Here is a 23,060-nt window from a genome sequence, read left to right as displayed (position 1 = left end):
TGGGAGTCTGTAAGGAGATGAAAGCCATATGTTCATTTGTCCAAATTGCAAAGGGAAAGACATTGGAAAAATAGGTGTCAACCAATTTTATTGCTGGAATTGTTATATCGAATTATCGGTTTCAAAGGGGAAAATCCATACACATCAAGTTGAGGAAGATGGTTCATTAAGCTCTCTTGATGATTTATTTGATGAGAATGAAAGAACGATCGGATAACGAAAAGGGGGATTTACTTTGAATCTACGCAATTCATTAATCGCATTAGGTGTTGGAGCTGCAGCATATCAATATGCTCGTAAGCAAGATGTATTTTCAAAACGCAATATGAAAAAAGCACGTAAGATGATTAAGTCTTACTTATAATCATTTCGATAAAGTGAAAAACTCCCTTATTGACGAGGGAGTTTTTTTATGCGCTCATATGCAAATAAAAAAGTCCGATTTCTGAGAAAAGATAAGATAGACCGTAGCAGCCAACGCCGAGTATTCCATACTGCCATAATTGCTTCGCTTTTTCTTTACGTGAGGAACGAATAAAGAACCCCTTCCAAATACCAAACCCGATACAAATCCATTCAAGAATCATAAAAAGTGTTGATAATCCAAGCATAAACAAAACCATAATTAGCCCTCCTGATTATATTAATTCATGCTGTATTCTCAGGGGTGGTTGTCCTTATTATGTTATTTATATGTACGTCTTTAAAAAACAGTATGGTCCGTATGAAAAGATTTTAAAAGTTTCGCACATAACCTACCCCATTTATTTTCAAAATAAAGGTGGAGGAGGTTTTTCATGTGAAGAATCTTAAAATCATTTGGATATATCGTTTAGGATTATTGTTACTTGTTTTTCTTTGTTTGCTCGTCTTTTTAAAAATTAAGCCACTATGGGCACCGATTATTTTTGTATTTAAAGTAGCAATCACGCCATTTCTTATCGCTTGTTTTATTGCGTATTTATTGCACCCTTTAATTGAAAAAATCCATAAGGAAGGGATGCCCCGTACACTTGCCATTTTGCTCATTTATATCCTTTTCTTTGGCGGAATTGGTTATGGGATTTATAAAGGAACGCCAGTCGTTATTAAACAGCTACAAGAGATTAATGAACAATTTCCGCAGTTTACAAAAATGTACGATTCGTGGATGGATGGCGTTACAGAACAAACAGCGAATTTCCCTTCGTTCATTCATGAAAAGGTGAAACAACTTTTTGTGGGTGTGGAAACGAAGATTCAAGCGCTTTTAAATAAAGTGATGAGTACAGCTCGTGGTGTACTCGATTCATTGCTCATTATTTTCTTAATACCGTTCATTGTATTTTACATATTAAAAGATTATGGTGAGTTTTATCATATCTTTTGGAAACTAGTCCCAAGTAAATGGCGAGGTACGGGGCAAATGCTTGCGAAAGAAATTGATAAGTCACTTGGAAGTTATATTCGAGGACAGTTATTTGTTTGTTTAGTATTAGGGGGAGTATCAGCTCTTTCTTTTTGGTTTATCGGTATGAAATATCCATTATTGCTTGGCATTATTATTGGGGTAACGGATATAATCCCGTACTTCGGTCCTATTTTAGGAGCGATCCCGACGTTAATGATTGCAGCAACAGTATCAACGAGTTTACTTATTAAGGCGGGGATCACGATTGCTATTTTGCAATTTGTGGAGAGTAACATTTTATCGCCTTACATCGTTGGTAAGTCACTTCGTATGCATCCCGTTATTATTATGCTTGCCTTACTAGTTGGGGGAGAGGTAGCTGGGATTGTAGGATTACTAATATCGGTTCCCATTTTAGCAGTTATTCGCACCGTCATTGTTCATGTGAGGCCTCTCTTGAAAAAAGAAGATGTGTAAGTATAGAAGCCCTCTATGTAAGAAATAGAGGGCTAATCGTATATTTATTTAGAAATCTGCTCGTGTATCTTATGAACGAGGGAGCTCACATCATTTGTTTGAATATGTTTTATTTTTTTCCATTCGTTATCATACATAAATACAATTTGATTGTTGAAAAGACGCTTTTGTTCTTTTAAATTAGAAATTTTTGCGAAAGAGTACTCTTCAAATATTGGATTGTTACTTACATCTGGTCCATAAAAGAATAGCCTTTTGTCCGTTAAAATCAATAGGCCTGGTCTCGCGATGGAACGATAAATAAATATGTCTAATGAACATGCTGCGTAAAATAATATCGTTTCGTCAGTCGCTAATATGTTTTTAGCTTTGCTAAGTAAGGTTGTCATTGTGATCGCCCCTTTATTTTATTAACAATAATTTAATTATAGCAAAAAAGTAATATTTAGAAATTTTTAGAAATTATTCTTATAAGGAGATTCCGATTTGTTAATAAACGCATAATATATGAAAAGGCTGTTAAGAATGAATAGTAGAATACTTATGATTAATAAGCAATTAATACAATATAAATGATTATCTACATTGACAAACTTAAGAGAATTCTATTATATTTAGTCATATAATACATTAAATCAATGACGGAACAAGTACGTTACAGTCCATTTATAGAGAGAAGCTTCCATATGGCTGAAAGAAGCTTTAAATGAAGGGTAACAGAAAGCTAATCCTGAGAGCAGCTAATCACTGCCGTCTTGCCACGTTACGGCACCATGAGGTGATGAATTGATTGTTCTTGTAATCAATTCATAATTAGGGTGGTATCGCGAGTTAACTCTCGTCCCTTTTATAGGGACGGGAGTTTTTTATATTTAAGGAGGAAAATACAATGAAACAACTAACAGGCGCACAAATTCGTCAAATGTTTTTAGACTTTTTCCAAGAAAAAGGACATGCAGTAGAACCTAGTGCATCACTAGTTCCACATGAAGATCCATCTCTTCTATGGATTAATAGTGGTGTAGCTACATTAAAAAAATATTTTGATGGACGTGTAATCCCGCAAAATCCACGTATTACAAATGCTCAAAAATCAATTCGTACAAACGATATTGAAAACGTAGGGAAAACAGCTCGTCACCATACATTCTTTGAAATGTTAGGAAACTTCTCAATTGGTGATTACTTCAAAGAAGAAGCAATTACGTGGGCTTGGGAATTCTTAACGAGCGACAAATGGATCGGATTCGATAAAGAATTACTATCAGTTACAATCCATCCAGAAGATGAAGAAGCATTCACAATTTGGAATGAGAAAATGGGCGTTCCAAAAGAGCGTATTATCCGTTTAGAAGAAAACTTCTGGGATATTGGTGAAGGACCAAGTGGACCGAATACAGAGATTTTCTATGACCGCGGGGAAGCTTACGGTAATGACTTTAGTGACCCAGAATTATATCCAGGTGGAGAAAACGAGCGTTACTTAGAAGTATGGAACCTTGTATTCTCTCAATTTAACCATAATCCAGACGGTTCATATACACCACTTCCTAAGAAAAACATTGATACAGGGATGGGTCTAGAGCGTATGACATCTATCGTTCAAGATGTGCCTACGAACTTTGATACAGACTTATTCATGCCGATGATTGGTGCAACAGAATCAATTTCTGGTGAGAAATATCGTAATGGCGATTTAGAAAAAGATATGGCATTTAAAGTAATTGCTGACCATATCCGTACAGTAACATTCGCTGTTGGTGACGGTGCTCTTCCATCTAACGAAGGTCGTGGTTATGTATTACGTCGTTTATTACGCCGCGCTGTTCGTTATTCGAAGAAATTAAACATTAACCGTCCATTCATGTTTGAATTGGTACCGGTTGTTGGAGAAGTAATGAAAGACTTCTATCCAGAAGTACTTGAAAAGAAAGATTTCATTGCGAAAGTTGTGAAAAACGAAGAAGAGCGTTTCCATGAAACACTTCATGATGGTGAAGCAATTTTAGCTGAAGTTATTGCAAAAGCAAAAGAAGAAAAAACAACTGTTATTTCTGGAGTAGATGCGTTCCGTCTATATGACACATACGGTTTCCCAATCGAATTAACAGAAGAATATGCAGAAGAAGCTGGTATGACAGTTGACCAAGAAGGCTTCGAAAATGAAATGGAAAAACAACGTGAGCGTGCACGTGCTGCTCGTCAAGACGTTGACTCAATGCAAGTTCAAGGCGGTGTACTTGGAGAAGTTAAAGTAGCGAGTGAGTTCGTTGGTTACGGTACAGTTGCAACAGAAAGTAACGTTGTTGCACTTGTGAAAAACGGTGAATACACAGACAGCTTACAAGCTGGTGAAGAAGGACAATTAATGCTTGATGTAACACCATTCTATGCTGAGAGCGGTGGACAAATTGCAGACCGTGGTTACCTTCTTGCTGACGGCGTGAAAGTTCTTGTAAAAGACGTACAAAAAGCACCAAATGGTCAAAATTTACACAAAGTAGCTGTGGAAGAAGGCACGTTAACGAAAGATGCAGCTGTGAAAGCTGTTATCGATACGAAAAACCGTAGTAGCGTTGTGAAAAATCATACAGCAACTCACTTACTACACCAAGCATTAAAAGACGTACTTGGAACGCATGTTAATCAAGCAGGTTCTCTTGTAACTTCTGAACGTCTACGCTTTGACTTCTCTCACTTCGGTCAAGTGCAAGCTGACGAATTAGAAAAAATTGAGCGTATGGTAAACGAGAAAATTTGGGAAAGTATTAACGTTGAGATTTCTCAAAAATCAATCGGAGAAGCAAAAGAAATGGGCGCAATGGCATTATTCGGTGAAAAATACGGAGATGTTGTACGCGTTGTACAAGTTGGCGATTACAGCTTAGAGCTTTGCGGTGGTTGTCACGTTGATAATACAGCTTCTATCGGTATTTTCAAAATCGTTGCTGAGTCTGGTATCGGTGCAGGAACTCGTCGTATTGAGGCGGTAACTGGTAAGTCTGCATACGAATTAATGAACGATCAAGTAGGTTTATTAAAAGAAGCAGCAGGAAAAATGAAAACAAATCCGAAAGATATTTTAACAAGAGTTGATGGTCTATTTGCTGAAGTGAAACAACTTCAAAAAGAAAACGAATCTCTTGCTGCGAAATTAAGCAATATCGAAGCTGGAAACTTAACTGATTCTGTAATGACAGTTGATGGTGTGAATGTATTAGCAGCGAAAGTAAATGTTGCAGATATGAACAACTTACGTACGATGATGGATGATCTAAAAAATAAATTAGAGTCAGCAGTTGTTGTATTAGCATCTGTTAATGACGATAAAGTAAACATCCTAGCAGGTGTAACGAAAGACTTAATTAGCCAAGGTTACCATGCTGGTAAACTTGTGAAAGAAGTAGCTTCTCGTTGCGGCGGTGGCGGTGGTGGCCGTCCTGATATGGCACAAGCAGGCGGTAAAAACCCGGCTCAAGTCGAAGAAGCTTTAGCATTTGTACAAGAGTACGTTAAATCTGTTTCAAAATAAAGAGATAGTAGTGTACAATGGTAGGGAGAGGAGAAGTTCTTCTCCCTATACTTACTATATAAGTGAGGTGCTTGAAATGGACGGTTTTGATAAAACAATGAAGTTTAGCATTCAAGATGAAAAACAGAGTGTCCATGTAAATGATGTACTTTTAACTGTGTATGATGCACTTCAAGAAAAAGGCTATAATCCGATTAACCAAATCGTCGGTTATTTATTAAGTGGAGACCCAGCATACATACCTCGCCATAAAGATGCACGAAGCATCGTTCGTAAGCTTGAACGTGATGAAATTATTGAAGAGCTTGTGAAGTCTTACTTGAAACATCATCGTGAGGAGTAGTTTATGCGGATATTAGGTTTAGATGTAGGTACAAAAACAGTCGGAGTTGCAATGAGCGACGAAATGGGCTGGACAGCACAAGGATTAGAAACAATTAAGATTAACGAAGAACGAGGTCACTTTGGTTTTGATCGTATTTCTGAGTTAGTAAAGCAGTACAATGTGGACAAAATAGTAGTAGGTTTACCTAAAAATATGAATGGTACAATTGGCCCACGTGGTGAAGCGTGCCAACAATTTGCAGAAAACCTACGAGAGCTGTTACAATTAGACGTTGTAATGTGGGACGAGCGTTTGTCGACGATGGCAGCGGAACGTCTACTCATTTCAGCGGATGTAAGCCGTAAGAAGCGAAAACAAGTAATCGATAAGATGGCTGCAGTCGTAATCTTACAAGGATTTTTAGATAGTAAATAAGAGGTGACCAAAATGGAAGAAAATCAAATTACAATTGTAGACGAAAAAGGTAACGAACATTTATGTGAAATTATTTTCACTTTTGATGCTGAAAAATTTGGTAAAAAATCATACGTAGTCTTCTCTCCAATCGGTGAAGTAGACGAAGATGGAGACCCAATTTATGATGCAATGGCTTATGAGCAAAATGAAGAAGAGGGCGGAAGTTTACTTCCAATCGAATCTGAAGAAGAGTGGGAAATGGTACAAGAAATGTTCAACACTCTTGCTGATGAGCAAGAAGCTGAATAATAAGTACTGAAAAGATGGACGACATACAGTCCATCTTTTTTTGTATTTATATGTAAAATGAAAGATTTTTTGTCGAAACTGTGTAATCCTTTGTAGTATAATGAGACGGATTGTAGAAAAATAAAATGGATACTAAAAAAGATAGGCGAATTTGTTGTGGCTTTCCATCATGCTGTATAGAAACATATACATATGGTCTACAATTGAATAAGGAGGAAGAGTTTTGATAGAGAATCAAGTGAAAAAGAAGCGTAGACGCATCTTTTTATTTTCGATTATTGCACTGCTTTTAGTTTGTGGTTCAGTCTATGCGTATATTTCATCCGCATTAGGACCAGTTGATAGCGGGAATAAAAAAGAGATTGAAGTAGAAATTCCGAAAGGATCATCTACAAGTAAAATTGGAGAAATTTTAGAAGAAAAAGGCGCTGTGAAAAACGGTACAGTTTTTAGTTTTTATACAAAGGCTAAATCGAAAAGTTTACAAGCAGGTACATATTTATTAAATCCTTCGATGAATGCTAAAGATGTTATCGAACAAATGTCATCTGGCAACGTGCATCGTCCAGCTCTTTATAAAGTGACGATCAAAGAAGGAGCCCAAGTAACTGAAATTGCAGAAACGATTGCGGCAGAACTAAAGTGGAATAAAGATGATGTTACGCGTCAATTAAACGATAAAGCATTTATTCAAAAAATGCAGCAAAAGTATCCGAAGTTATTAACGGATAAAATCTTTGATAGTAATATTAAATACCCATTAGAAGGTTATTTATATCCTGCGACGTATTCATTTTATAAGAAAGATACGACGTTAGAAGAAATCGTAATTCCGATGCTTGAGAAAACAAATGCAATCATTGTTCAAAATGAGGCAAAAATGAAAGCGAAGAACTGGGATGTTCATCAGCTTTTAACATTATCTTCACTTATTGAAGAAGAGGCAACTGGTTTTACAGATCGTCAAAAGATCTCTAGTGTCTTTTATAATCGTTTAGCGAAAGGTATGCCGCTTCAAACGGATCCAACGGTATTATATGCACTTGGAAAGCATAAACAACGTGTATTATACGAAGATTTAAAGGTAAACTCACCGTACAATACGTATGTTGTAAAAGGATTGCCGGTAGGGCCGATCGCAAACTCTGGTAAACATTCAGTGGAAGCTGCGTTAGAACCTGTGCAAACAGATTATTATTATTTCTTAGCTGCACCAAGTGGTGAAGTGTACTATGCCAAAACATTAGAAGAGCATAATGCATTAAAGCAAAAATACATTACGAAAAAACAGTGAAATGGGGAGGGATAGCGAAAAAAGTCGCACATCCCTCTTTTTTGTGGTAAAATATATCGGGTTAAAAACTGGCAGAAGAATCGTTTTTAATATCAAAACGGGACATACAAGCTAAGGGTAAAACTGGCTTGTATTTTTATTGCATTCTATGTGGGAAAAGACGTCATAGAGGCACTTCTCCATGTAAATAAGGAGGACCATTTATGGAGGATGCAGTTAACGAGTACCTATTATCATTTATTGATCCGAAAGATAAATTAATTCTTGAAATGGAAGAATATGCAACAGAAAATCATGTGCCGATTATGGATCGACTTGGAATGGAATTTATGCTGCAATTTTTACGTTTAATTGGACCGAAAAGCATTTTAGAACTTGGAACAGCAATCGGTTATTCTAGTATTCGTATGATGCAAGCTATTCCAAATTCACGTATTGTGACAGTTGAGCGCAATCGTGAGCGATATGAAAAAGCACTTGAATATATAGAACGTTCCCCAGTAACAGATCGTATTTCAGTTATTTACGGTGATGCGTTAGAGACAGGTGAACAAGTAAAAGAACACGGGACATTTGACGTTATTTTTATTGATGCAGCAAAAGGACAGTATCGTCGCTTTTTTGACTTATATGAACCGTTATTAAATCCTGGTGGCGTAATTATTTCAGATAATGTTATGTACCATGGTCTTGTAACGACAAAAGAGAAAATTGAAAACAGACGTACACGTGGTTTAATCCGTCGTATTAAGACGTACAATGAGTGGCTTATGAACCATGAAGGATACGATACAACGATTTTCCCAATTGGTGATGGAGTAGCTGTTAGTAAAAAGAGAGGGTGACCAAGGTATGAAGAAACCTGAATTGTTAGTAACGCCAAGAGCGGTGGCGGATATCGAACTTCTTGCGAAAGCAGGAGCAGATGCGGTAATGATCGGTGAGCAAAAGTTTGGTTTACGTTTAGCAGGGGAGTTTTCACGTGAAGATGTAAAACAAACTGTGAAGATTGCACATGAAAATGGTGTGAAAGTATACGTAGCCATGAACGCTATGTTCCACAACGATAAGGTAGAAGAATTAACAGATTACGTTTCATTTTTAAATGAAGTAAATGTAGATGCAATTGTTTTCGGAGATCCAGCAGTATTAATGGCTGTTCGCGAAGTAGCGCCAAATATGCAGTTGCACTGGAATACAGAAACGACAGCAACAAACTGGTTCACTTGTAATTACTGGGGACAAAGAGGAGCGAAGCGCGCTGTATTAGCTCGTGAGCTGAGCTTAGATGAAATTGTTGATTTAAAAGAAAATGCTGAAGTGGAACTAGAAGTACAAATTCACGGTATGACTTGTATGTTCCAATCGAAGCGTTCATTAGTAGGAAACTACTTTGAGTATCAAGGACGTAATCTTGACATTGAAAAGAAAAAATATGAAGAGAATATGTTCTTATATGATCCAGAGCGTAACAATAAATATCCAATTTATGAAGATGAAAATGGTACTCACATTATGAGTCCGAACGATATTTGTTTCATCGATGAATTAGAGGAACTAATCGAAGCTGAAGTTGATAGCTTAAAAATCGAAGGTGTACTAAAAAGCTCTGAATACATTATTGAAGTAACGAAGAAATATCGTCAAGCGATTGATTTATGCGTAGAAAATCGTGATGCATATTATGACGTGAAAGATGATTTATATAAAGAAATAGAAGAAATGCAACCAGTAAATCGTCCGTTAGATACAGGATTCTTCTTTAAAGAAACGGTTTACTAAACGAGGAGGGTGTAGGAAATGACTGTACAAGAAATTTCACGAGTGATCGATGGCAAACGTGTTATTGTGAAGAAACCTGAACTGTTAATCCCTGCGGGTAACTTAGAAAAATTAAAAGTAGCTATCCATTACGGGGCAGATGCTGTATATTTAGGTGGACAAGAATTTGGTCTTCGTTCGAATGCAGGTAATTTTACGCTAGAAGAAATGGCAGAAGGCGTTGAGTTTGCAAAGAAGTATGGAGCAAAAATATACGTAACAACAAATATCTTTGCACATAATGAAAATATGGACGGGCTAGAGGAATATTTAAAAGGGATTGAAAAAGCTGGCGTAACGGGAATTATCGTTGCTGATCCGCTTATCATTGAGACTTGTAAACGTGTAGCGCCTTCTGTTGAGGTGCATTTAAGCACACAGCAATCACTATCCAACTGGAAAGCAGCACAGTATTGGAAAGAAGAGGGTTTACATCGTCTTGTATTAGCTCGTGAAGCAAGCTATGAAGAAATGAAAGAAATTAAAGAAAAAGTGGATATTGAAATTGAAGCATTCGTCCATGGTGCAATGTGTATCGCATATTCAGGAAGATGTACATTAAGTAACCATATGACAGCGCGTGACTCTAATCGTGGCGGTTGTTGCCAATCTTGCCGCTGGGATTATGATTTAGTTCAAACAGTATCACAACATAAAGATGCAAAAGAGCTTCCTCTATTCCAAGAAGAAGATGCTCACTTTGCGATGAGTCCAAAAGATTTAAATTTAATTTTATCAATTCCGAAAATGATTGAAATTGGAATCGATAGCTTAAAGGTAGAAGGACGTATGAAATCAATCCATTACGTAGCGACTGTAGCAACTGTATATCGTAAAGTAATTGATGCTTATTGTGCGGATCCAGATAACTTTGAGTTTAAACAAGAATGGTTAGATGAGCTTGATAAATGTGCAAATCGTGATACAGCTCCTGCATTCTTTGAAGGGGTTCCAGGACATCAAGAGCAAATGTTTGGAAATCATAGTAAGAAAACAACGTATGATTTTGCTGGTTTAGTGTTAGATTATAATGAAGAAACGGGCATCGTAACGATTGAGCAACGTAATCATTTCAAACCAGGACATGAAGTGGAGTTCTTTGGACCAGAAATAGAAAACTTTACGCAAACGGTGGAGAAAATTTGGGATGAGGATGGAAACGAATTAGATGCAGCGAGACATCCGTTGCAAATCGTGAAATTCAAAGTGGATCAACGAGTGTATGTGAATAATATGATGCGCAAAAGCATACTTCAATAAGAAAGAGTGATAGTCGAATGGGGACGAATAAGCCTGTTGTAATTGGAATTGCTGGTGGTTCGGGATCAGGTAAAACGAGTGTAACGAAAGCGATTTTTGACCATTTTAAAGGTCATTCTATTTTAATCTTAGAGCAAGATTATTATTACAAAGATCAAAGCCATTTACCAATGGAAGAGCGTTTAAAAACAAATTATGATCATCCGCTTGCGTTTGATAATGATCTGTTAATTGAACATTTGCAGCAGTTGCTTGCATATGAGCAAATTGATAAGCCTGTATATGACTATACATTGCATACACGTTCAGAAGAAATTATTCCAGTTGAGCCGAAAGATGTAATTATTTTAGAAGGAATTCTTATTTTAGAAGACCCACGTCTTTGCGAGTTAATGGACATTAAATTATTCGTTGATACGGATGCTGACCTTCGTATTCTGCGCCGCATGCAGCGTGATATTAAAGAGCGCGGTCGTACGATGGATTCAGTTATTGATCAGTACGTAAGTGTTGTACGTCCAATGCACAATCAATTTATTGAGCCTTCTAAGAAATTTGCGGATATTATTATCCCTGAAGGTGGACAAAACCATGTTGCAATTGATATTATGGTGACAAAAATTGCAACAATTCTTGAACAAAAAGTAAATTTGTAATAGCATAGTAAAAGATATACGGTAGGAAGGGATTTTTTCCCTTCCCATCGAATACAATGAAACATGCAACCTCATCTATATATAGGTGAGGGCATATTTATATCAACTTTCCATACATATCTTCTTTATATAAAGAAGAATTGGAAATACGGGGTTGTATGTGACAACTCCGCTAGTGCAAGGGTACTAGAAACCTCCGCTAACAATGGAAGCGGAGGAGTTTTCATATGGAACTCCTCTTTTTTTCGGGGGATTGGTATATAAAAGGAGTGGAAAATATGTCAACAGAAAAAACATACCCTATGACGCAAGAGGGTAAGCAAAAACTAGAGAACGAACTTGAGCAATTAAAAACAGTAAGACGTAAAGAAGTAGTAGAACGTATTAAAATCGCACGTAGCTTCGGGGACCTTTCTGAGAACTCTGAGTACGATGCAGCAAAAGATGAGCAAGCGTTCGTAGAAGGACGTATTACACAATTAGAAAATATGATTCGTAACGCAGTTATCATTAAAGATAATGGCGAAGTATCTACTGTTGTTACATTAGGTAAAACAGTAACATTTAAAGAATTACCAAACGGAGATGAAGAAGCGTACACAATCGTAGGTAGCGCGGAAGCTGACCCATTTGAAGGAAGAATTTCTAACGATTCTCCAATCGCAAAAAGCTTATTAGGTAAGCAAATTGGTGAGAAAGTAACAATCCAAACACCAGGCGGAGAAATGCAAGTAGAGATTGTCTCTGTAAAATAATAAAAAAATCACTCGTGTAAAAACGAGTGATTTTTTTATTTGTATAAAAGATGAAACACTCCGTCCAAACTATAATAGACGAGGTGTTTTTTTATGAAAATAAAACGGAGAATTACAATTGTTTTAATTTGTTTTATGGGCATTATGTTTTTATTGCTTTGTCGTTTAATTCAAATCCAAATTATAGATACAGAATCATTTACTAATCGTAAAATAAATTTAATTGAAAAAAGTGTTACGCAACGTACGCAATCCATTGCAGTAGACGATGGACGTGGGCAGTTTATAGATCGTAATGGTAAAGAAATAGGTGAGGAAAAGTATCCTGTTTTAATTGTTTTTCCATTTTTACAAATAAAAAATGACATGTTAGAGAAAATCGCGCATATCATTGGTGTGTCGAGACAAGAGATCAGAAGACAAATGAAAAATAAAAAAAATGCATTTATACTGCAAGGGGAAACTGCTCCATTTCGAGTGACACGAGAGCAGATGGAGAAGGTGAATCAATTACATGTACTAGGTATTGTAGCAGCTGAAGTGCGATTAAAACAAACTGGGGAGATAAATCATTTAATTGGTGATGTGGGGGAGAACGAAAGAGAATTTCAAAAGCGATATGGAGAAGTGAAAAAAATTTCAAAACAAACGCCGATAGGTATTTCAGGGTTACAGCAATCATTTGATGAATTTTTATTGACTGATGGAGAGGCAAAAGTATTGTATCAAGTAGATCGGCAAGGAGAACCAATTTTCGGAAAGCAAGCGAAATATACTTCACCAGGAAATCCATTTTACCCCGTTAGGATTCAAACTACTTTACATAAAGGGTTGCAGCAAAAAGCAGAAGAAGTGATTGAAGCAAATGAAATAAAGAAGGGGGGATTAGTATTACTTGATGTAAAGACAAATGAAATATTAGCGATGGTCAGTAAGCCGTCTTTACAAGTAAGAGATAAGAATTTATATAAGACTACACTTGAAAATCAAATGTTAACGCCGCATTTTCCAGGCTCTGTTTTTAAAACAGTAGTTGCAGCTGCAGTCATTGATCAAAAAGTAAATTTGTTTAATCGGACATTTAATTGTAATAAAGATTTATATGGTGAAAACGACCCACAAGTTATGATGGGTACACTTAACTTCAAAGAGAGCTTTGCTAGGAGCTGTAACAGGACATTTTCCGAGTTAGGTAACGAGCTATTACAAAAGGATAGGACGGTGCTAGAAACATACGTAGCAGCTTTAGGAGCAAATGAAAAGGTCGGATGGAAAGGTTCTGTATTTCATACACCTCATTTCGAGCAAATGCCAGAAGAAAAAGGCTCTACTATTTGGGGGAATGAAGAAAACAAAAATAGTAAAAAAGCGGTAGAGCAAACAGCGATTGGACAGAAAGATGTACGTATATCACCTCTAGCAATTGCTAATATGATGGCGACGATTGCGAGGAATGGAGAAAAGATGGAAGTGAAAGCTGTTGAAAAAATAGTATATAAAAATGGAGCGGATTTTTTTACATTTGAGAACCATACGTTACATGGAAAACAGCTTTCGTATGAAACAGTGAAAACATTACAAGAGTTATTAAGAGGCGTTGTAACAAGGGAGAAAGGAACAGGAACGGCATTCCGCTCGTTGCCGCTAAGTGTCGCTGGAAAATCCGGGACAGCGCAAACAGGGAAAGGGACGAGGGTGAATCGCTGGTTTGCAGGTTACTTTCCGTATGAGAATCCAAGATATGCTTTAGTTGTTGTTGATCTAGAGACTGATAACAAAGTGAATAAAGTCACACCTATTTTTAAAGATATGGTAAGAGAAATCTATCAATTGGAGAATGAAAAGTAATCTTGCAATTTATAGTGAATTGTTTTCATTTCATGAAAATATCATTGTAAATGTTCAACCTTTCTAGATTTAATGTTACAATAGCAATTAGGAAAAACTGCATGGAGGTTTGGAGAATGGCAGGAGGATCAAGATTCCAACAGAAACAACAAAAACGTCGTCAAAACGGTGTTTTAAATATTGCAATCGCTATTGTATTACTATTAGTAGCTATTGTAGCATATCAATTGTTCGTTCCTAGTACGAAAGAGCAAGCATCTTCTACTGATAAGAAAGTCTCTCAACAAACAACAAAGAATGAGAAAGCTGGAAAATCAGAAGATAAAGAATCTGCTAAGAAAAAAGAACAAGAGCAAGCAGAAGCTAAGCAAAAAGCTGAAGAAGAGAAGTTAAAGGCTGAGGAAGAAAAGAAAAAAGCTGAAGAAGAAGCGAAAGCTAACGAGAAAGTATCAGCTGAAAAAACTGTATCCAAGGCAAAAGAGGCTTACACAAAACCTTCTTGGAAAGCTGTAGGAACAGAACAAGGTTCATCACCAGCGATGACGTTTAAACAGGGGTCATCAGATTGGAATGAGATGCAAAATGCAATTGCTGCAGGTATTGAAGTACCGAAGGAGCAATTAGTATTCCATTTTGTTGGAAGAGACAAAACTGGAAAGAGCAAAGCTTATGGTGACGTTCAAGATAAGCAAAGTGGAAAAAGATATTACGTAAATATTGATTGGGTAGATAATGAGGGCTGGAAACCAGTACTTGTTCAAACTCTAAACTAAAAAAGAGAGGCTCCTTAGGAGCTTCTCTTTTTTAGTTAACGCAATTTCTTTAATTTAAAATGAACAACCGCGCTATAATACGGTCTTTTGCTTTCAGGATCCATAACCATTTGATGTGAGATGTGATGAACTTCAAGCATAAGTGCTTTATTATTATCGATTTGTTCACTAATTTTTCGTTCTAAAGAAGCTAAGTCTCCCGCTTCAAAAAATTCTACTTTATCTTCTAACATTTCAAAGGTAAATGACATGAAGACGGCCCCTCTCCTATGTAATCAACTATAGTGTAACAAAGAAAAGAAGGAAATACCATGTACATTTCAATTGACATTTTTAGAAAGAGGGAATATCATACTGATAAAACCGATAAGAAAAAGGGGAATTTTTATGGGCACAGAATTTAATGGTTTATTTGATGAGTGGGCTCATACGTACGACTCATTCGTACAAGGCGAAGATATACAATATAAAGAAGTTTTCGCCCATTATGAGAACATTCTAGAGGATGTAGTTAACAAGTCATTTGGTAATGTATTAGAATTTGGTGTCGGTACAGGTAATTTAACAAATAAATTATTACTTGCTGGCCGCACAGTTTACGGTATAGAACCGTCGCGTGAAATGCGTATGATTGCAAAAGAGAAATTGCCAAAAGAATTTTCGATTACAGAAGGTGATTTTCTTTCGTTTGAAGTCCCAAATTCAATTGATACCATTGTAAGCACCTATGCATTTCATCATTTAACAGATGATGAAAAAAATGTAGCGATTGCGAAGTATAGTCAATTGCTAAACAAAGGTGGTAAAATAGTGTTTGCTGATACGATATTTGCAGATCAAGATGCATATGATAAAACTGTTGAAACAGCAAAACAAAGAGGTTTCCATCAATTAGCAAACGATTTGCAAACGGAATACTATACACGTATTCCAGTTATGCAGACTATTTTTGAAAATAATGGCTTCCATGTAACGTTCACGAGATTAAATCATTTCGTTTGGGTAATGGAGGCAACTAAGCAATAGAAAGAGGGATTAGATTGAGAATTGCTGTAATTGGAGCAATGGAAGAAGAAGTACGTATTTTACGTGACAAATTAGAACAAGCAGAAACAGAAACGGTTGCAGGTTGTGAATTTACGAAAGGACTATTGGCAGGACATGAAGTAATCTTGTTAAAGTCTGGTATTGGTAAAGTAAACGCAGCGATGTCAACGACAATTTTATTAGAAAAATATAAGCCTGAAAAAGTAATTAATACTGGTTCAGCTGGTGGATTCCATCATTCTCTAAACGTTGGTGATGTAGTTATTTCGACTGAAGTTCGTCACCATGACGTAGATGTAACAGCATTTAACTATGAATATGGTCAAGTACCAGGAATGCCGCCTGGATTTAAAGCTGATGAGGCGTTAGTTGCATTAGCTGAGAAATGTATGCAAGCTGAAGAAAATATTCAAGTTGTAAAAGGTATGATTGCAACAGGCGATTCATTTATGAGTGATCCGAACCGCGTTGCAGCCATCCGTGATAAATTTGAAAATCTTTATGCGGTAGAAATGGAAGCAGCAGCTGTTGCACAAGTATGCCACCAATATGAAGTTCCGTTTGTTATCATTCGCGCACTTTCTGATATTGCTGGTAAAGAATCCAATGTTTCATTTGATCAGTTTTTAGATCAAGCAGCTCTTCATTCTACAAACTTTATCGTAAAAGTGTTAGAAGAGTTAAAGTAATGTAACAAAAAGGCAACTGTCTCATATAAAGAAAATACATACAGTTGCCTTTTCTTTATTGGCAAACAAGGGGGAGAACACGATGAATGTATATCGTGGAGTTCATGAGTTAATTGGTCATACACCAATTGTAGAAATTACTCGTTTTTCACTTCCGAAAGGGGTCCGCTTATTTGCAAAGCTTGAATTTTATAACCCAGGCGGAAGCGTTAAGGATCGTTTAGGAAGAGAATTAATCGAAGATGCGCTAGAAAAAGGGCTTGTTACCCAGGGTGGAACAATTATTGAACCGACTGCTGGGAATACTGGTATTGGACTGGCACTTGCAGCATTAGAACATGATTTACGTGTTATTGTTTGTGTACCAGAGAAATTTAGTATTGAAAAACAAGAATTAATGAAAGCACTAGGTGCAACGGTCGTGCATACACCGACTGAGCAAGGAATGACCGGTGCAATTGCAAAAGCAAAAGAATTAGTAAATGAAATACCGAATTCATACTCTCCAAGTCAATTTGCAAATGAGGCAAATCCTCGTGCATATTTTAAAACATTAGGTCCTGAACTGTGGGACGCATTGAATGGAGAGATTAACATATTTGTTGCTGGAGCAGGAACTGGCGGTACGTTTATGGGGACTGCATCTTATTTGAAAGAAAAAAATATAGATATTAAAACAGTTATCGTAGAGCCAGAAGGATCTATTTTAAATGGTGGTAAGGCTGGTTCACATGAGACCGAAGGAATTGGACTTGAATTTATCCCGCCATTTTTGAAGACATCTTATTTTGATGAAATTCATACGATTTCTGATCGAAATGCATTTTTACGAGTGAAAGAATTAGCGCAAAAAGAAGGACTTCTCGTTGGAAGCTCTTCAGGAGCAGCATTTCATGCGAGCTTACTTGAGGCAGAGAAGGCAGCGCCAGGTACAAATATTGTAACCATTTTTCCTGATAGCAGTGAGCGCTATTTAAGTAAAGACATATACAAAGGATGGGAATAAAAAATGAGAGCAAAGACAAAGTTAATTCATGGTATTCGCATAGGAGAACCTTCGACTGGATCTGTAAACGTACCGATCTATCAAACAAGTACGTACAAACAAGAAGCAGTTGGTAAGCATCAAGGATATGAATATTCACGTACAGGTAACCCAACACGTGCAGCTTTAGAAGAAATGATTGCCGTATTAGAAAACGGTCATGCTGGATTTGCATTTGGTTCTGGAATGGCTGCTATTACAGCAACAATTATGTTGTTCTCAAAAGGTGACCACGTTATTTTAACAGATGATGTTTATGGCGGAACGTACCGCGTTATTACGAAAGTATTAAACCGCTTCGGTATTGAGCATACATTTGTAGATACAACAAACTTAGAGGAAGTTGTAGAAGCGATTCGTCCAAATACGAAAGCAATTTATGTGGAAACACCAACGAACCCACTACTAAAAATTACTGATATTAAGAAAATATCTACTCTTGCTAAAGAGAAAGATTTATTAACAATTATTGATAACACATTCATGACGCCATATTGGCAGTCGCCGATTTCTTTAGGAGCAGACATTGTACTTCATAGTGCAACGAAATATTTAGGAGGTCATAGTGACGTAGTTGCAGGTCTAGTAGTTGTAAATAGCCCACAACTAGCAGAAGACCTTCACTTTGTACAAAACTCAACAGGAGGTATTCTTGGACCACAAGATAGCTTCTTACTACTTCGCGGTTTAAAAACATTAGGAATTCGTATGGAAGAACATGAAACGAATTCACGCGCTATTGCTGAATTTTTAAATAATCATCCAAAAGTAAATAAAGTATATTACCCAGGTCTTGAATCACATCAAAACCACGAATTAGCAACAGAACAAGCAAATGGATTTGGTGCTATTATCTCGTTTGATGTAGATAGTGAGGAAACATTAAATAAAGTACTTGAGAAACTGCAATACTTTACACTTGCTGAAAGCCTAGGAGCAGTAGAAAGTTTAATTTCTATCCCATCTCAAATGACACATGCATCAATCCCAGCAGATCGCCGTAAAGAATTAGGAATTACAGATACATTAATTCGTATTTCTGTCGGTATTGAAGATGGTGAAGATTTAATTGAAGATTTAGCACAAGCGCTAGCATAATAAAAATGCACTGCTAATGTGGAGCAGTGCATTTTTATTATGCTAATTTGTGAAACATTTCACAAATTAGACATACACAAACGAAATGAATTCATGTATATTGAATTCATGAAATGTTATTCATAAATAAACTTGTGAAATATTTCACAAACAATGAGATTCATGTAGGACGGTAACTCTATTTTTTTTCGCTAATCGGGACTTATTATGACCTATAAGGACTTATAAAGACCGTGATAACAGAATAGGAGGAAATTTACATGGTAGTCAAAGAGAAAGTTGTAAATGAAATGCAAGAGGTAAAAGAGATGATTGATACGTTAGTAAATAACGGTCAACAAGCTTTACAAGCATTAGAAAGTTTTACACAAGAGCAGATTGACAACATTGTTCATGAAATGGCACTAGCGGGTGTTGATCAACATATGCCGCTTGCAAAATTAGCTGTTGAAGAAACAGGCCGTGGTGTCTATGAAGACAAATGCATTAAAAATATTTTTGCCACTGAATATATTTGGCATAGTATAAAGCAAGATAAAACGGTAGGAATTATTCACGAAGACCCTCATGAAGAAATAATAGAAATTGCAGAACCTGTCGGTGTAGTAGCTGGGGTAACGCCAGTAACGAATCCAACGTCGACAACAATGTTTAAAGCGTTAATTGCGATAAAAACGAGAAATCCAATTATTTTCGCATTTCATCCTTCTGCACAAAATTGTTCTGTTGCAGCAGCGAAAACCGTATATGATGCAGCAATGAAAGCTGGTGCACCAAAACATTGTATTCAATGGATTGAGAGACCGTCTGTTGAAGCGACAAAACAATTAATGAACCATGATGGTGTGGCGCTCGTTCTAGCAACTGGAGGCGCTGGTATGGTGAAATCAGCTTACTCTACTGGAAAACCAGCGCTAGGCGTTGGTCCTGGTAATGTACCGTGTTATATAGAAAAATCAGCACATGTAAAACGAGCTGTGAATGATTTGATTTTATCGAAAACATTTGATAACGGTATGATTTGTGCATCAGAACAAGCAATCATTGTCGATAAAGAAATCTATGATGATGTTAAAACAGAAATGATCGAAAACAATTGTTACTTTGTAACAGAAGAAGAAAGAAAAAAATTAGAAAAGCTTGTTATAAATGAAAATACATGTGCAGTAAATAGTGATATTGTAGGGAAATCAGCACAGTATATTGCCGAATTAGTTGGGCTTACTATTCCTGAATATACAAAAATGCTTATAGCTGAAATTCAAGGTATCGGAGCAGCATATCCGTTATCTCGTGAGAAACTGAGCCCAGTATTAGCTTGTGTGAAGGCAAATTCATTAGAAGAAGGACTTACATATTGCGAAGACATGTTAGACCTCGGCGGTTTAGGACATTCAGCGGTTATTCATTCTACAAATAAAGAAGTGCAAAAGCAATTTGGATTACGTATGAAAGCTTGCCGTCTCATTGTAAATGCACCTTCATCACAAGGTGGAATAGGGGATATATATAACGGATTTATTCCGTCACTTACACTTGGTTGTGGTTCATACGGAAAGAATTCAGTTTCCAAAAATGTAACGGCGACTCATTTATTAAATATAAAAAGGCTGGCAGATAGAAAAAAGAATATGCAGTGGTTCAAATTGCCACCAAAGATTTATTTTGAAAAACATGCTACAGCGTATTTAGCAAATATGCCTAACATTTCACGCGCATTTATTGTAACGGATCCTGGAATGGTTGAACATGGCTATGTCGATACAGTCGCGCACTATTTACGCAAGCATGCAAATGATGTGAAAGTTGAAGTTTTCTATGAGGTCGAACCAGATCCATCAGATGAAACTGTCTTTAAAGGTGCGGAAATGATGAGAAGCTTTCAGCCAGATGTAATTATCGCACTTGGTGGTGGTTCAGCTATGGATGCAGCAAAAGGGATGTGGTTGTTCTATGAGTATCCAGAAACAACATTCTATGGCATTAAACAGAAGTTTTTAGATATAAGAAAACGCACATGTAAATACCCAGAATTAGGAAATAAGGCACAGTTTGTTGCGATTCCAACAACATCAGGAACAGGATCAGAAGTGACACCATTTGCGGTTATTACAGATAAGAAAAATAATATAAAGTATCCGCTCGCAGATTATGAATTAACACCAGATGTAGCAATTGTTGATCCACAATTTGTAATGACAGTACCACCACATGTAACAGCAGATACTGGTATGGATGTTTTAACACATGCAATTGAGGCGTATGTTTCTGTTGTGGCAAATGACTATACAGATGGATTAGCATTAAAAGCTATTGATCTCGTATTCAAATATTTACCAAGAGCATATAAAGATGGAAATGATGAAGAAGCACGAGAAAAAATGCATAACGCTTCTGCAATTGCAGGGATGGCATTTGCAAATGCTTTCCTCGGTATTAATCACAGCTTAGCACATAAGATTGGACCAGAATTCCATATTCCGCACGGACGCGCAAATGCCATTCTAATGCCGCACGTAGTCCGCTATAATGCTATTAAGCCAAGAAAACACGCATTGTTCCCAAAATATGAGCACTTTGTGGCAGATGAACGCTATGCACATATAGCGAGAATGCTCGGGCTTCCAGCAAGTTCGGTAGCAGAAGGGGTGGAATCACTCGTCCAAGCAATTATTGAGCTTGGAAAAAGCTTAAATATTAATATGAGTATTGCAGGACAAGGAGTAGATAAAGAGCAATTTGAAGAGGTTGTTGGAGTATTAGCAGAAAGAGCTTTTGAAGATCAATGTACAACTGCTAATCCAAAGTTACCGCTTATTTCAGAGCTGAAAGAAATTTATATGGAAGCATATAAATGTGAGTAATGGTTATGAAAGAGCCGCAGTAAAGCGGCTCTTTTTTTGTTGGAAAACATCTCCCTGAATGGCTGTATTTACTGGTCTTTCAGTTTCATAGAATATGATACAGTGAAATAGAGGAGTGAGAATATAATGAAAGAATTACAAGGAAAAATAGAAGATTATACTCGGTTCGGACAAATTCTTCTAGCTGTAAGTACATTGTTAATGGTTGGCTTTTTGATTCCGAATGGAGCAAAAGAGACAATCCAATTTTTTGTTATGATGGGGAGCATCGTTATATTTTTAAGTTTATCGTTCTTTTTCTTTCAGCGTGTGAAAGTGATGCGTGACCAGCTAGAGGAAAATGAATGTGAATAACATTATTAACTAGAGCGCGGCGAAAAGAAAGAATCTTTTTGTCGCGCTTTTTGTTTTTTGAAGAAAAATGTATGCGTTTCATGTTGACAATGATAATCCTTATCAATTAAAGTAGAATAGTAGTTAATGATTATCATTATCAATTAGAGGTGAAGAAATGAAAAAATCTATTACGCTATTTACAGCGATTTTATCTATTTTTTTCTTGTTAATAGGTTGCAGTGCCAAAGGGGAAGAAAAAGCGTCTGCAACCAAAACAGAAAAAGGAAAAGAAAAAATCGAAATTACCGATCTGTCAGGGAGAAAGGTAACATTCGATAAAGTACCAGAAAGTTTTGCAACATTAAGTATGGGGGACATGGATATTATTCATGCTTTAGGTGGAAAAGTAGTAGGTCGTCCGGATACGAAATTAACTCTTCCAGAGGAGTTAAAGAAGGCAAAAGTAATCGGGAATGCACATCAACCGAATTTTGAGCAAATTGCTAGTTTAAAGCCCGATGTACTTGTTGCTAACAATGGATTCCAAAAGAACGTGCCAACGGTTGAAGGACAAGGAACGAAAGTAATCATTTCTTCTGCGAATTCTGTACAAGATATTCAAAAGAATATTGAATTATATGGAACGGCAATGAAGAAAGAAGATAAAGCAAAAGAACTTAATCAAAAAATCAATAATCAAATGAAGAAATATGAGAAAAAGAGCGATGTGAAAGCATTGCTAGTGTATGGTGCACCAGGTACTTATTTAGCGGCATTACCAACATCTTTATCAGGTGATATTTTAGAAAAAACAGGCGGAAAAAATATTGCTTCTGATTTTCCAGAAATGAAAGAATATCCGCAATATGCACAGCTAAGTGTAGAACGTATTATTGAGGCGAATCCAGATGTGATTTATTTAATTACACACGGAGATCCAACAAGTGTGAAAAAAGCATTCGAAGGCGAAATGATGAAAAATGAAGCGTGGAAAAATTTAGATGCAGTAAAACAAAACCGCGTAGTTATTTTGCCACCTAATTTATTTGGATCTAATCCTGGGACAAAAGTTACAGAAGCAATGGACTTTATGTATAAAAGTATACAAGATGTAAGGAAATGAT

25 protein-coding genes and 1 other annotated feature are annotated in these 23,060 nt (G+C 36.6%); of the genes, 22 read left to right on the top strand and 3 right to left on the bottom strand.

Annotation, left to right across the window (positions count from 1 at the left end; translation table 11 throughout):
• Nucleotides 1-28 precede the first annotated feature (28 nt).
• Both MHI26_RS22605 and MHI26_RS22600 read left to right on the top strand, forming a co-directional pair.
• Nucleotides 29-217, top strand: a complete 189-nt coding sequence (locus MHI26_RS22605) for a hypothetical protein (protein ID WP_000469281.1) — start codon at nt 29-31, stop codon at nt 215-217.
• An 18-nt stretch (nt 218-235) separates the two neighbouring features.
• Nucleotides 236-364, top strand: a complete 129-nt coding sequence (locus MHI26_RS22600) for a YrzQ family protein (protein WP_001053553.1) — start codon at nt 236-238, stop codon at nt 362-364.
• Nucleotides 365-410: 46 nt separating this feature from the next.
• Here the strand turns inward: MHI26_RS22600 and MHI26_RS22595 are convergent, their stop codons facing one another.
• Nucleotides 411-623 carry a hypothetical protein gene (locus MHI26_RS22595; protein ID WP_000242540.1) on the bottom strand — a complete coding sequence of 71 codons (213 nt, stop codon included), beginning with the start codon at nt 621-623 and terminating at the stop codon, nt 411-413.
• Nucleotides 624-799: 176 nt separating this feature from the next.
• Between MHI26_RS22595 and MHI26_RS22590 the strand changes: the two genes are divergently transcribed.
• A complete protein-coding gene (locus MHI26_RS22590; RefSeq protein ID WP_000793128.1) occupies nt 800-1,867 on the top strand; it encodes an AI-2E family transporter in 1,068 nt (355 codons plus the stop codon).
• A 44-nt stretch (nt 1,868-1,911) separates the two neighbouring features.
• Here the strand turns inward: MHI26_RS22590 and MHI26_RS22585 are convergent, their stop codons facing one another.
• Nucleotides 1,912-2,256 (bottom strand): PH domain-containing protein, encoded by a 345-nt coding sequence (locus tag MHI26_RS22585; protein WP_061666271.1) that lies wholly within the window; start codon nt 2,254-2,256, stop codon nt 1,912-1,914.
• Nucleotides 2,257-2,496: 240 nt separating this feature from the next.
• Nucleotides 2,497-2,716, top strand: a binding site (T-box leader).
• Nucleotides 2,717-2,756: 40 nt separating this feature from the next.
• On the opposite strand from MHI26_RS22585, the gene alaS reads away from it, so the two are divergent.
• The 12 genes from alaS to MHI26_RS22525 all read left to right on the top strand — a co-directional run bounded on the left by alaS (nt 2,757) and on the right by MHI26_RS22525 (nt 14,857).
• Nucleotides 2,757-5,399 (top strand): alanine--tRNA ligase, encoded by a 2,643-nt coding sequence (alaS, locus tag MHI26_RS22580; RefSeq protein WP_000811810.1) that lies wholly within the window; start codon nt 2,757-2,759, stop codon nt 5,397-5,399.
• A 76-nt stretch (nt 5,400-5,475) separates the two neighbouring features.
• Nucleotides 5,476-5,742 carry an IreB family regulatory phosphoprotein gene (locus MHI26_RS22575; RefSeq protein WP_000348591.1) on the top strand — a complete coding sequence of 89 codons (267 nt, stop codon included), beginning with the start codon at nt 5,476-5,478 and terminating at the stop codon, nt 5,740-5,742.
• 3 nt (nt 5,743-5,745) lie between these two features.
• Entirely contained in the window at nt 5,746-6,159 is a 414-nt protein-coding gene (gene ruvX, locus MHI26_RS22570; RefSeq protein ID WP_001221202.1) for a Holliday junction resolvase RuvX, read from the top strand.
• Nucleotides 6,160-6,171: 12 nt separating this feature from the next.
• Complete coding sequence (locus MHI26_RS22565; protein WP_000392245.1) at nt 6,172-6,450, top strand: DUF1292 domain-containing protein; 279 nt, start codon at nt 6,172-6,174, stop codon at nt 6,448-6,450.
• Between the two features lie 223 nt (nt 6,451-6,673).
• Nucleotides 6,674-7,744 carry an endolytic transglycosylase MltG gene (mltG, locus tag MHI26_RS22560; protein ID WP_000572140.1) on the top strand — a complete coding sequence of 357 codons (1,071 nt, stop codon included), beginning with the start codon at nt 6,674-6,676 and terminating at the stop codon, nt 7,742-7,744.
• Nucleotides 7,745-7,947: 203 nt separating this feature from the next.
• On the top strand, nt 7,948-8,589 hold the full coding sequence (locus MHI26_RS22555) for an O-methyltransferase (RefSeq protein WP_000389102.1): 642 nt from the start codon (nt 7,948-7,950) through the stop codon (nt 8,587-8,589).
• A gap of 7 nt (nt 8,590-8,596) precedes the next feature.
• On the top strand, nt 8,597-9,526 hold the full coding sequence (locus MHI26_RS22550; RefSeq protein WP_000742794.1) for a peptidase U32 family protein: 930 nt from the start codon (nt 8,597-8,599) through the stop codon (nt 9,524-9,526).
• A gap of 18 nt (nt 9,527-9,544) precedes the next feature.
• Nucleotides 9,545-10,825, top strand: coding sequence for a peptidase U32 family protein (locus MHI26_RS22545; protein ID WP_000217970.1), 1,281 nt, complete (start codon nt 9,545-9,547; stop codon nt 10,823-10,825).
• A gap of 17 nt (nt 10,826-10,842) precedes the next feature.
• Nucleotides 10,843-11,481 (top strand): uridine kinase, encoded by a 639-nt coding sequence (gene udk, locus MHI26_RS22540; RefSeq protein ID WP_000537079.1) that lies wholly within the window; start codon nt 10,843-10,845, stop codon nt 11,479-11,481.
• A gap of 278 nt (nt 11,482-11,759) precedes the next feature.
• Nucleotides 11,760-12,236, top strand: coding sequence for a transcription elongation factor GreA (gene greA, locus MHI26_RS22535; protein ID WP_014894880.1), 477 nt, complete (start codon nt 11,760-11,762; stop codon nt 12,234-12,236).
• Nucleotides 12,237-12,329: 93 nt separating this feature from the next.
• Entirely contained in the window at nt 12,330-14,084 is a 1,755-nt protein-coding gene (locus MHI26_RS22530) for a peptidoglycan D,D-transpeptidase FtsI family protein (protein WP_061666272.1), read from the top strand.
• A 116-nt stretch (nt 14,085-14,200) separates the two neighbouring features.
• Entirely contained in the window at nt 14,201-14,857 is a 657-nt protein-coding gene (locus tag MHI26_RS22525) for a YrrS family protein (protein ID WP_061666273.1), read from the top strand.
• Nucleotides 14,858-14,892: 35 nt separating this feature from the next.
• On the opposite strand, the gene MHI26_RS22520 is transcribed toward MHI26_RS22525, so the two are convergent.
• Nucleotides 14,893-15,108, bottom strand: a complete 216-nt coding sequence (locus MHI26_RS22520; protein WP_000010984.1) for a YrzA family protein — start codon at nt 15,106-15,108, stop codon at nt 14,893-14,895.
• 136 nt (nt 15,109-15,244) lie between these two features.
• Between MHI26_RS22520 and MHI26_RS22515 the strand changes: the two genes are divergently transcribed.
• The 7 genes from MHI26_RS22515 to MHI26_RS22485 all read left to right on the top strand — a co-directional run bounded on the left by MHI26_RS22515 (nt 15,245) and on the right by MHI26_RS22485 (nt 23,059).
• On the top strand, nt 15,245-15,883 hold the full coding sequence (locus MHI26_RS22515) for a class I SAM-dependent DNA methyltransferase (RefSeq protein WP_000536331.1): 639 nt from the start codon (nt 15,245-15,247) through the stop codon (nt 15,881-15,883).
• A 14-nt stretch (nt 15,884-15,897) separates the two neighbouring features.
• Nucleotides 15,898-16,593, top strand: a complete 696-nt coding sequence (gene mtnN / locus MHI26_RS22510; protein ID WP_001217025.1) for a 5'-methylthioadenosine/S-adenosylhomocysteine nucleosidase — start codon at nt 15,898-15,900, stop codon at nt 16,591-16,593.
• Between the two features lie 82 nt (nt 16,594-16,675).
• Entirely contained in the window at nt 16,676-17,599 is a 924-nt protein-coding gene (locus MHI26_RS22505) for an O-acetylserine dependent cystathionine beta-synthase (protein WP_001103877.1), read from the top strand.
• Nucleotides 17,600-17,602: 3 nt separating this feature from the next.
• Nucleotides 17,603-18,736 (top strand): bifunctional cystathionine gamma-lyase/homocysteine desulfhydrase, encoded by a 1,134-nt coding sequence (locus MHI26_RS22500; protein ID WP_001201921.1) that lies wholly within the window; start codon nt 17,603-17,605, stop codon nt 18,734-18,736.
• Between the two features lie 260 nt (nt 18,737-18,996).
• Nucleotides 18,997-21,600, top strand: a complete 2,604-nt coding sequence (adhE, locus tag MHI26_RS22495; protein ID WP_061666274.1) for a bifunctional acetaldehyde-CoA/alcohol dehydrogenase — start codon at nt 18,997-18,999, stop codon at nt 21,598-21,600.
• Between the two features lie 126 nt (nt 21,601-21,726).
• A complete protein-coding gene (locus MHI26_RS22490) occupies nt 21,727-21,954 on the top strand; it encodes a YrhC family protein (RefSeq protein ID WP_000661453.1) in 228 nt (75 codons plus the stop codon).
• Between the two features lie 157 nt (nt 21,955-22,111).
• Entirely contained in the window at nt 22,112-23,059 is a 948-nt protein-coding gene (locus MHI26_RS22485) for an ABC transporter substrate-binding protein (protein WP_000748479.1), read from the top strand.
• Nucleotide 23,060 lies beyond the last annotated feature (1 nt).

Source organism: Bacillus sp. FSL K6-1218 (assembly GCF_038006445.1).
Taxonomy (GTDB): Bacteria; Bacillota; Bacilli; order Bacillales; family Bacillaceae_G; genus Bacillus_A; species Bacillus_A thuringiensis_S.
The sequence above is the reverse complement of the archived record's forward strand: the minus strand, read 5'-3'. Positions and strand labels throughout refer to the sequence as shown.